Source organism: Thalassobacillus sp. C254 (genome assembly GCF_001310615.1).
In genome coordinates this window covers 63,970-70,007 of the sequence record NZ_BAXQ01000018.1, presented here as the reverse complement: position 1 = coordinate 70,007, position 6,038 = coordinate 63,970, and the positions used below count along the sequence as shown (strand labels likewise).

Sequence of the window (6,038 nt, the reverse complement as noted above, 5' to 3'; positions counted from 1 at the left end):
TATATAAATTGGGCGGGGTGGAATACCACTTGGTAAGCATCGGGCGACAAGGATCAAAGGGACTAACATAAGGGTAATAGTACTTTACATTGGTGAAATACAATTTTTTACCTCCTAAATGGGCAGCATACAATATCTGTATGAATAAGGTAAAAAATAAATACAATAATCATAAATGTAGTCTGAACAAAAAAAGTCCCCTTAAATAACCAAAAGGAACTTGAAGAGAATCTATACGATACCGAGATTTCGGGGTATTTAAATCAATACTGTTAGTAATTTTACTAGGAGGGATATGCAAAAACGTTCATATCCCTGTGCCATGTGATTTTCCTGAGGTTCCTTCCATTAGTATTTTTCACCCTTTTGATTTGGAGGTGTTGGAGAGGGAGAGGGGGGTTCAGGTTGCTCTCCTTGACCTGGTGAAACGGGGTCAGGAACCTTTGGGATTTGTCGGTTAAAGTCAGAATTCATACGTTGTATTTGCTGGTTCATATCTTGTTGCATTTTTTCCATTTTATTCTGCATCTCTTGTTTTAACCCTTGTAATTCTTGAGCCACGGCTTTTTTAATCATTGCGTCCATTTCTTTTTGCACTTTTACACACTTATTTATTTCAGACTTTAATTTGTATTTTAGTGACACTAGAAAATATTGGGCAAGTACTTCTGTATTATCCCTGATTTTGGTTACACGTTTTAAATTTAACAAAAAATATATTTGGATCAGTGGTTATAGGACTCTCATACAAACAGGCAAGTAATTTACTTTTAAAAAGAACAGTTAACGATTGTAACTTAACTTTTTTGAAGGAACATTAATTTTAATAAGGGGAATTACTTCTTATACAACGAACGTAATGCCCTTTAGAATTCAAGGTTAACGTAATAAGTGATCATACAAATGGTCAATTGGCCTTTGGAAAGTTTACAAGAAAAAAATGTACCGTTATTGGTTTAAGGCGTATACCTCATGCTGGGGAGGGGAGAATCTTACCGGAACACTTTATGGACGGAAAGTTCTATCCTGACTAGACAAGTGATACAAGAGAGCTGATGACATACATGGATTATGGAGTCCGATTTTCCTTTAGTATCGTGATAGTTGTCACCAATAGAAGATAAAATCCAAGCGGGAATGCTAATGTTTTTTTAGGGAAAATAAAGAAAAATTTGAGGTGATGGTTTTAATATGTTGTTTGGTTTTATCCTTCCTGGGTATTCGGAGCATTTCTTTATACAAAAGATAAACAACTAGTGATTAAAACGATTCCTATCGGCACCATCATATCCTTCTTCATGGATATTAAAGGCTGCCGTTATTGGGTCTTAAAGCCACGAATGAAAAGAAAACAATATCGTTCGATTTACCCTTTAAACCTTGGTTACTTTCCTGTTGTAGCTAGCTTGATGATCTTCTGAAATCAACAAAGGCTTTTGTCACGTAGCACTGGGAAACTGGAATATAAAAACGGATGGAACATTTATAAGACCCTTTTGTCTTATTTCATCCCTTATTCTCTCATAGAGCTTTACTACGGGGGAGTGAAAGCTTGAGTATTAGCCATAAAAAAGTTTTGGCATCCCTTCTCGGTTTGCGCCAACTTCCTTAAGACAAAGAAATGGACAGTTCAAAACGCAATAAATCTTCAAACAGGTAATGGAGAGAAATTTGAAAATGCCGCTTCAATTGTCCATTTAGAGAATAAAAAAACACAAAAGGGTTCCAGCTTGAAGAACTGTACAGTAAGCTTTCCCAAGGTGGAAATGTCAGGTACTATACCCCTGTAAGTAAGAAGTTTTGTTTGTTAGATGATATAATTGGAGTCTCATGGCAAAGAAATTTACCAAAAAAATATATAAATTTGGCTTTTTGCTTGGAAGTAGGTGGGGTAAAAATGGATAGTCAATTGAAATTGGAATTTGAAAAATCAAAATCAGGTGATAAAAATGAGCGTTATGAAGCCTACCTGTATATTTTAAAAGTTACTGACCAAAAAGTTGATTGGGCATATGAAGTTTGGGATCAACTATTAGAGGACTTAACTCATAAAGATAGTCATCAACGTTCTAGGGCAGCACAATATTTAGCTAATCTAGCCATAAGCGATCCAGAGATGAGGATTATGAAAGACTTCCCTAAGTTGTGGAAGGTAACATACGATGAAAAGTTTGTGACATCTAGGCACTTCTGACAGACTGGAAGGTATGTACTTCTTAAGCTTGCTAATTTAACCATAAGGATTTTTGGGCTTGTTCCTGCCACTGATGTAACACCTTTCGCCGGTTAAATGTTTTCAGTTGCTTGGAGAGTGTTTTGTGCTGCATCAAACACGACGTCAGACCGTTTTTTACAGTGTTTGCAAAACCTTGTCCTCCATTTTGATGGTTTGGCTGTTGATTTTGTTGGTTCTGTTGATTTTGAAGATTTTGCTGATTTTGCTGATCCTGTTTACTTTGGTTGTTATTGGAATAGTTATGATTTACCATGTTTCTTCACCTCCTAAAAAATAGAGTGTGTAGTTGTTTAAAAAATATCCTATAGCTAAGGATATTTCTTATATATCGTATTATCGTCCCCTAATACCCTTTCTGTTTGAGAAGCTTACTTTTTATATAAAAGACAGTAAATCAACGGAAAATGAGAGGGAAATCATTGCCCGTCTGACTTTGGGCGACCCTAAAAGGGACGAGGAACAAATGGCAACATAGGAAAACGGAGGATAGGCAGCTCCCCCTTTCTCAATCTGCATTAAAGAGTGGTTCACTCAGTCTTTCCCTTCTTAAAATCTTTACTTTCGAAAATATAAGAGATAAGTGTCCCAAACACAAGGCCCCAAAACGGAGCACCAATGTTAAGAAGACTAAATCCGGAAAGTGTGATAATGAAAGAAAATAAAGCACCCATTTGGAAAATTTGAAGAGAAACTGCTCACGATGCAGTTTTTTAAGACAAACAACAAAGCTAATCCAGCTAGTAATTCTATGAACGAGATGGGGATGAGCTGGACAATTTGCGTAACAAATCCTGCACATAGTCCAAATAATACCCAAAGCATCCCCATTACTATGGCCCCTTTATAACGTTCAGATAGCTTTCCTGAAGATTTATCTGCAATGATTCCAGTCATTGGACCTGCTATGCAGGCAGAGTGAGCACCAAAGAAACTATTTACAAAAGACGCTGCTCCAGACCAAACAGTTAACGCTTCTGTGGGTGGAGAGTAACCGGTATTTCTCAGTATCATGATCCCTTGGGCATTTTGTATCCCAATGACAGTGACAAGCAATGGGATAACCAACTCTCCTATGGTATGAAGATTAAAAGTAGGAATGATAAGTTGGGGAGCAGATATATGAAATGAAAGAGTATCAATTCTCATAGGCTGGTGAAAGGATAGAAGCACAAAACCAACAACCAATGCCCCCAAAATAGGAGGGACGATTCTCGACACCGGGGTTAACAGCGTTAAAAGTAAAAAAGTAAAGAAAACTCCGCCGTTTATAAGAGGCAAATCTAACAGGGACAAAAAAATATTCATTCCAAAAGGTAATAATACACCGGATACCATGCCCATCATTATGGGTCCAGGTATCATCCTGAAAAACTTTTCAGTAGATTTTGTAGCAGCAATTACGAACAAGATCAGGCTAGTGATGAGGTAGGCCCCCACAACGTCCGAGAAAGAATGATTTAGTAAGGTTGAACCAACTAAAACTGCTCCCGGGATAGAAAAAGCCATGGCAATAGGCTGTTTATAGCGCACCGAAAGAAAGATGGTTGTAAGACCGCCTATTACATATATGGAAAAGACCCAGGAAGTAATGACGGGTGAACTTAATTCTCCCACTTCAGCTGCGTTTAAGACAATCAATAAAGGACCAGTGACTCCAAAGAGCCAAGCCACGAACCCATTCACGCTTCCCTGGAGTGGCCAAGTAGATAAGCTGCTTTTTATTGATAGATTGCTGTTCATGTTACATTCCCTTTCCTTGCAAGTCATCCATAGCTTTATTCTTTCTTACCTTCAGTTTCTATGTGTCTTAGGAAGCAGGTAACTCTTCCTGCATTGCTTGACATATCCTCTCCCGAAAGAATTGACACCCCCCTCCTCGGTTTAACCCGAGAGCATCAGTGTGGGACTGCCAATTCATAGGAAGAAGGCTGCACACAGATAGACCGACCTTATAGCAAAAACATAATCATTATTAACACAGACTAAAGTACCAGACTCCATCTACCAATTTCTTTTTTATAATTCCTTGGTGCTCTAAATAATCCAACTGACCGATAATCTCCGACATCACTAAGGAAAATTGAGTTTCGTATGTTTTTTTATAATAAGCTTGCGCAATCTCTCTCCCTGTAGCAGCCCCGCTTTCTATAACCTCGAGAATTCTCTTTCCCTTTTGCTCGATCCTTTGTAGCCGTTTTTGAATTAAAGGCTGAGGGTTTGATATTGCTGTTCCATGTCCGGAGAAAACAGTCTTAATTGGCAGGCTGGAAAGTGAACGAAGAGTATCAATATTTTCAAGAAGAGAGGGTTGGCGCTTTCCCATCTCATTAGGCTCTACAAATGCATTGCTAGAAATATGCTCAATTAACACATCTCCTCCTAACAACGTGCCGCTTTCCTGCTCCCACAACCCAATTTGGTCTGATGAATGACCTGGAAGGTGAATGATTTCAAAAGGATCTGTCTGCAAAAGGTTCAGAGGTTTGATGTCTGTTTGGATGGCTAAGTCTTTGTTGTTTTCAATAGATTCAGTTAAATGCTTAATTTGTTTCTCGCCTTCTCTTTGGCAATCAAACTGATCATATAATTCTTTGAAGAAAGATACACGTTTCCAGAGAACTTCCTCATTTCTTTTTAAGCGAGGAATGGCTTTTGGATGAGCATAAACAGGGATGCTGTAGGTTGTTACAAGTCTATTAACCAGACCGCAATGATCAATGTGATGGTGGCTAAGAATTATAGCAGAAATATCTGCAGGAGAGTAACGAAGATTTTTAAGTGTGTGTAGAAGAGCTTCCCAATACTTATCACCCGGAAGACCGGCATCAAAGAGAATAATCTCTTTTTCTTTTTTAGTAAATAAAAATTAATAGTTCTTAACTCACTGGTTGTTGGCACAGATACGGGGTGTACGACAAAACTTGAGGTATTTGTAGCACTCATATAAATGTTCCTCCTTGTAGATCACTTGTGTAAAATTCAGATTTTTTAACAGTATATCGTAAAACTAGAGCGAATTCTATATTTTATATAATGTTTTTGGGACGAAAGTTTAAAAAATGTTGTATTATTGAAAGGAGGAAGTTATGATACAACTATAATTTAAAGAAAAACCGCTTTCTTTCAAAAGTGATAGCTTTGAAACTCATATAAAAGAGAGGGGAAGGAAGGGAAATATGATTATAGTATTCTAATTATTCTGTCACTTAATGGGTTTTTATAGAAAAGGTAGGTGAGGGCGAAAAAGTTAAAAAAATATCATTGTCCTGAGTAATCGTATTCTGGATTTTTCTAGTAATATCACACTTGAATCCGCTTTCATTAAAGGAGGAAAAACCTTGAGTACAATTAATATTAACAAGACTGTAGAAGAATCAAAATTTAACCGTTTTCATGGGTTAGTTGTGTTTTGGTGTGCTCTTATTATTATCTTTGATGGGTATGACCTAGCCATTTATGGGGCGGTCGTGCCTGTATTAATGGAAGAGTGGTCGCTCAGCTCTGTACAAGCTGGAGTATTAGGTAGTTACGCATTAATTGGAATGATGGTAGGAGCTTTGGTCTTTTCACCACTGGCAGATAAGTTTGGTCGAAAGAACATCATTATCTTATGTCTGTTACTATTTAGTGTTTTCACAGGACTAATAGTGTTTGCAAGCAGCCCTCTGGAGTTTGGTATATACCGGTTTATAGCTGGAGTGGGGTTAGGGGGAGCTTTCCCTATTACAGTCGCATTAATGTCAGAATATTCACCCAAAACCTAAAAACAGACTGATTACACTCATGCTGTGTGGGTACTCCA

Annotated in this window: 8 protein-coding genes and 1 pseudogene; 3 read left to right on the top strand and 6 right to left on the bottom strand. The window is 37.7% G+C overall.

Features of this window, described 5'->3' with window-relative positions:
- Together JCM19033_RS26250 and JCM19033_RS15685 are read right to left on the bottom strand one after the other, a co-directional pair.
- Window positions 1-103: pseudogene (locus tag JCM19033_RS26250) on the bottom strand (spore coat protein CotJA); the annotation flags it as partial.
- Between the two features lie 245 nt (window positions 104-348).
- The gene (locus tag JCM19033_RS15685) at window positions 349-711 is read right to left on the bottom strand and encodes a hypothetical protein (protein WP_054636990.1); all 363 of its coding nucleotides are present in this window, start codon (window positions 709-711) and stop codon (window positions 349-351) included.
- A 545-nt stretch (window positions 712-1,256) separates the two neighbouring features.
- Between JCM19033_RS15685 and JCM19033_RS24370 the strand changes: the two genes are divergently transcribed.
- Both JCM19033_RS24370 and JCM19033_RS15680 read left to right on the top strand, forming a co-directional pair.
- Complete coding sequence (locus JCM19033_RS24370) at window positions 1,257-1,421, top strand: hypothetical protein (RefSeq protein ID WP_198153539.1); 165 nt, start codon at window positions 1,257-1,259, stop codon at window positions 1,419-1,421.
- Between the two features lie 383 nt (window positions 1,422-1,804).
- Window positions 1,805-2,194, top strand: coding sequence for a hypothetical protein (locus JCM19033_RS15680; RefSeq protein WP_198153538.1), 390 nt, complete (start codon window positions 1,805-1,807; stop codon window positions 2,192-2,194).
- Window positions 2,195-2,225: 31 nt separating this feature from the next.
- Here JCM19033_RS15680 and JCM19033_RS24365 read toward each other — a convergent pair whose 3' ends face one another.
- The 4 genes from JCM19033_RS24365 to JCM19033_RS22505 all read right to left on the bottom strand — a co-directional run bounded on the left by JCM19033_RS24365 (window position 2,226) and on the right by JCM19033_RS22505 (window position 5,075).
- Entirely contained in the window at window positions 2,226-2,489 is a 264-nt protein-coding gene (locus tag JCM19033_RS24365) for a hypothetical protein (RefSeq protein ID WP_054636988.1), read from the bottom strand.
- Window positions 2,490-2,763: 274 nt separating this feature from the next.
- A complete protein-coding gene (locus JCM19033_RS28355) occupies window positions 2,764-2,907 on the bottom strand; it encodes a benzoate/H(+) symporter BenE family transporter (RefSeq protein WP_157049923.1) in 144 nt (47 codons plus the stop codon).
- Window positions 2,864-3,976, bottom strand: coding sequence for a benzoate/H(+) symporter BenE family transporter (locus tag JCM19033_RS15665; protein WP_054636986.1), 1,113 nt, complete (start codon window positions 3,974-3,976; stop codon window positions 2,864-2,866). The genes JCM19033_RS28355 and JCM19033_RS15665 overlap by 44 nt, the downstream gene beginning before the upstream one ends.
- Before the next feature lie 232 nt (window positions 3,977-4,208).
- A complete protein-coding gene (locus JCM19033_RS22505; RefSeq protein ID WP_083465507.1) occupies window positions 4,209-5,075 on the bottom strand; it encodes an MBL fold metallo-hydrolase in 867 nt (288 codons plus the stop codon).
- A gap of 499 nt (window positions 5,076-5,574) precedes the next feature.
- On the opposite strand from JCM19033_RS22505, the gene JCM19033_RS24360 reads away from it, so the two are divergent.
- Window positions 5,575-6,000: an MFS transporter gene (locus tag JCM19033_RS24360; protein ID WP_198153537.1), complete on the top strand. Its 426-nt coding sequence runs from the start codon at window positions 5,575-5,577 to the stop codon at window positions 5,998-6,000.
- Window positions 6,001-6,038: the final 38 nt, after the last annotated feature.

Excerpts from the sequence above, each read along its gene's own strand:
- JCM19033_RS24365 (WP_054636988.1), bottom strand. The coding sequence starts at position 2,489 with ATGGTAAATCATAACTATTCCAATAACAACCAAAGTAAACAGGATCAG.
- JCM19033_RS28355 (WP_157049923.1), bottom strand. The coding sequence starts at position 2,907 with ATGGGTGCTTTATTTTCTTTCATTATCACACTTTCCGGATTTAGTCTT.
- JCM19033_RS15665 (WP_054636986.1), bottom strand. The coding sequence starts at position 3,976 with ATGAACAGCAATCTATCAATAAAAAGCAGCTTATCTACTTGGCCACTC.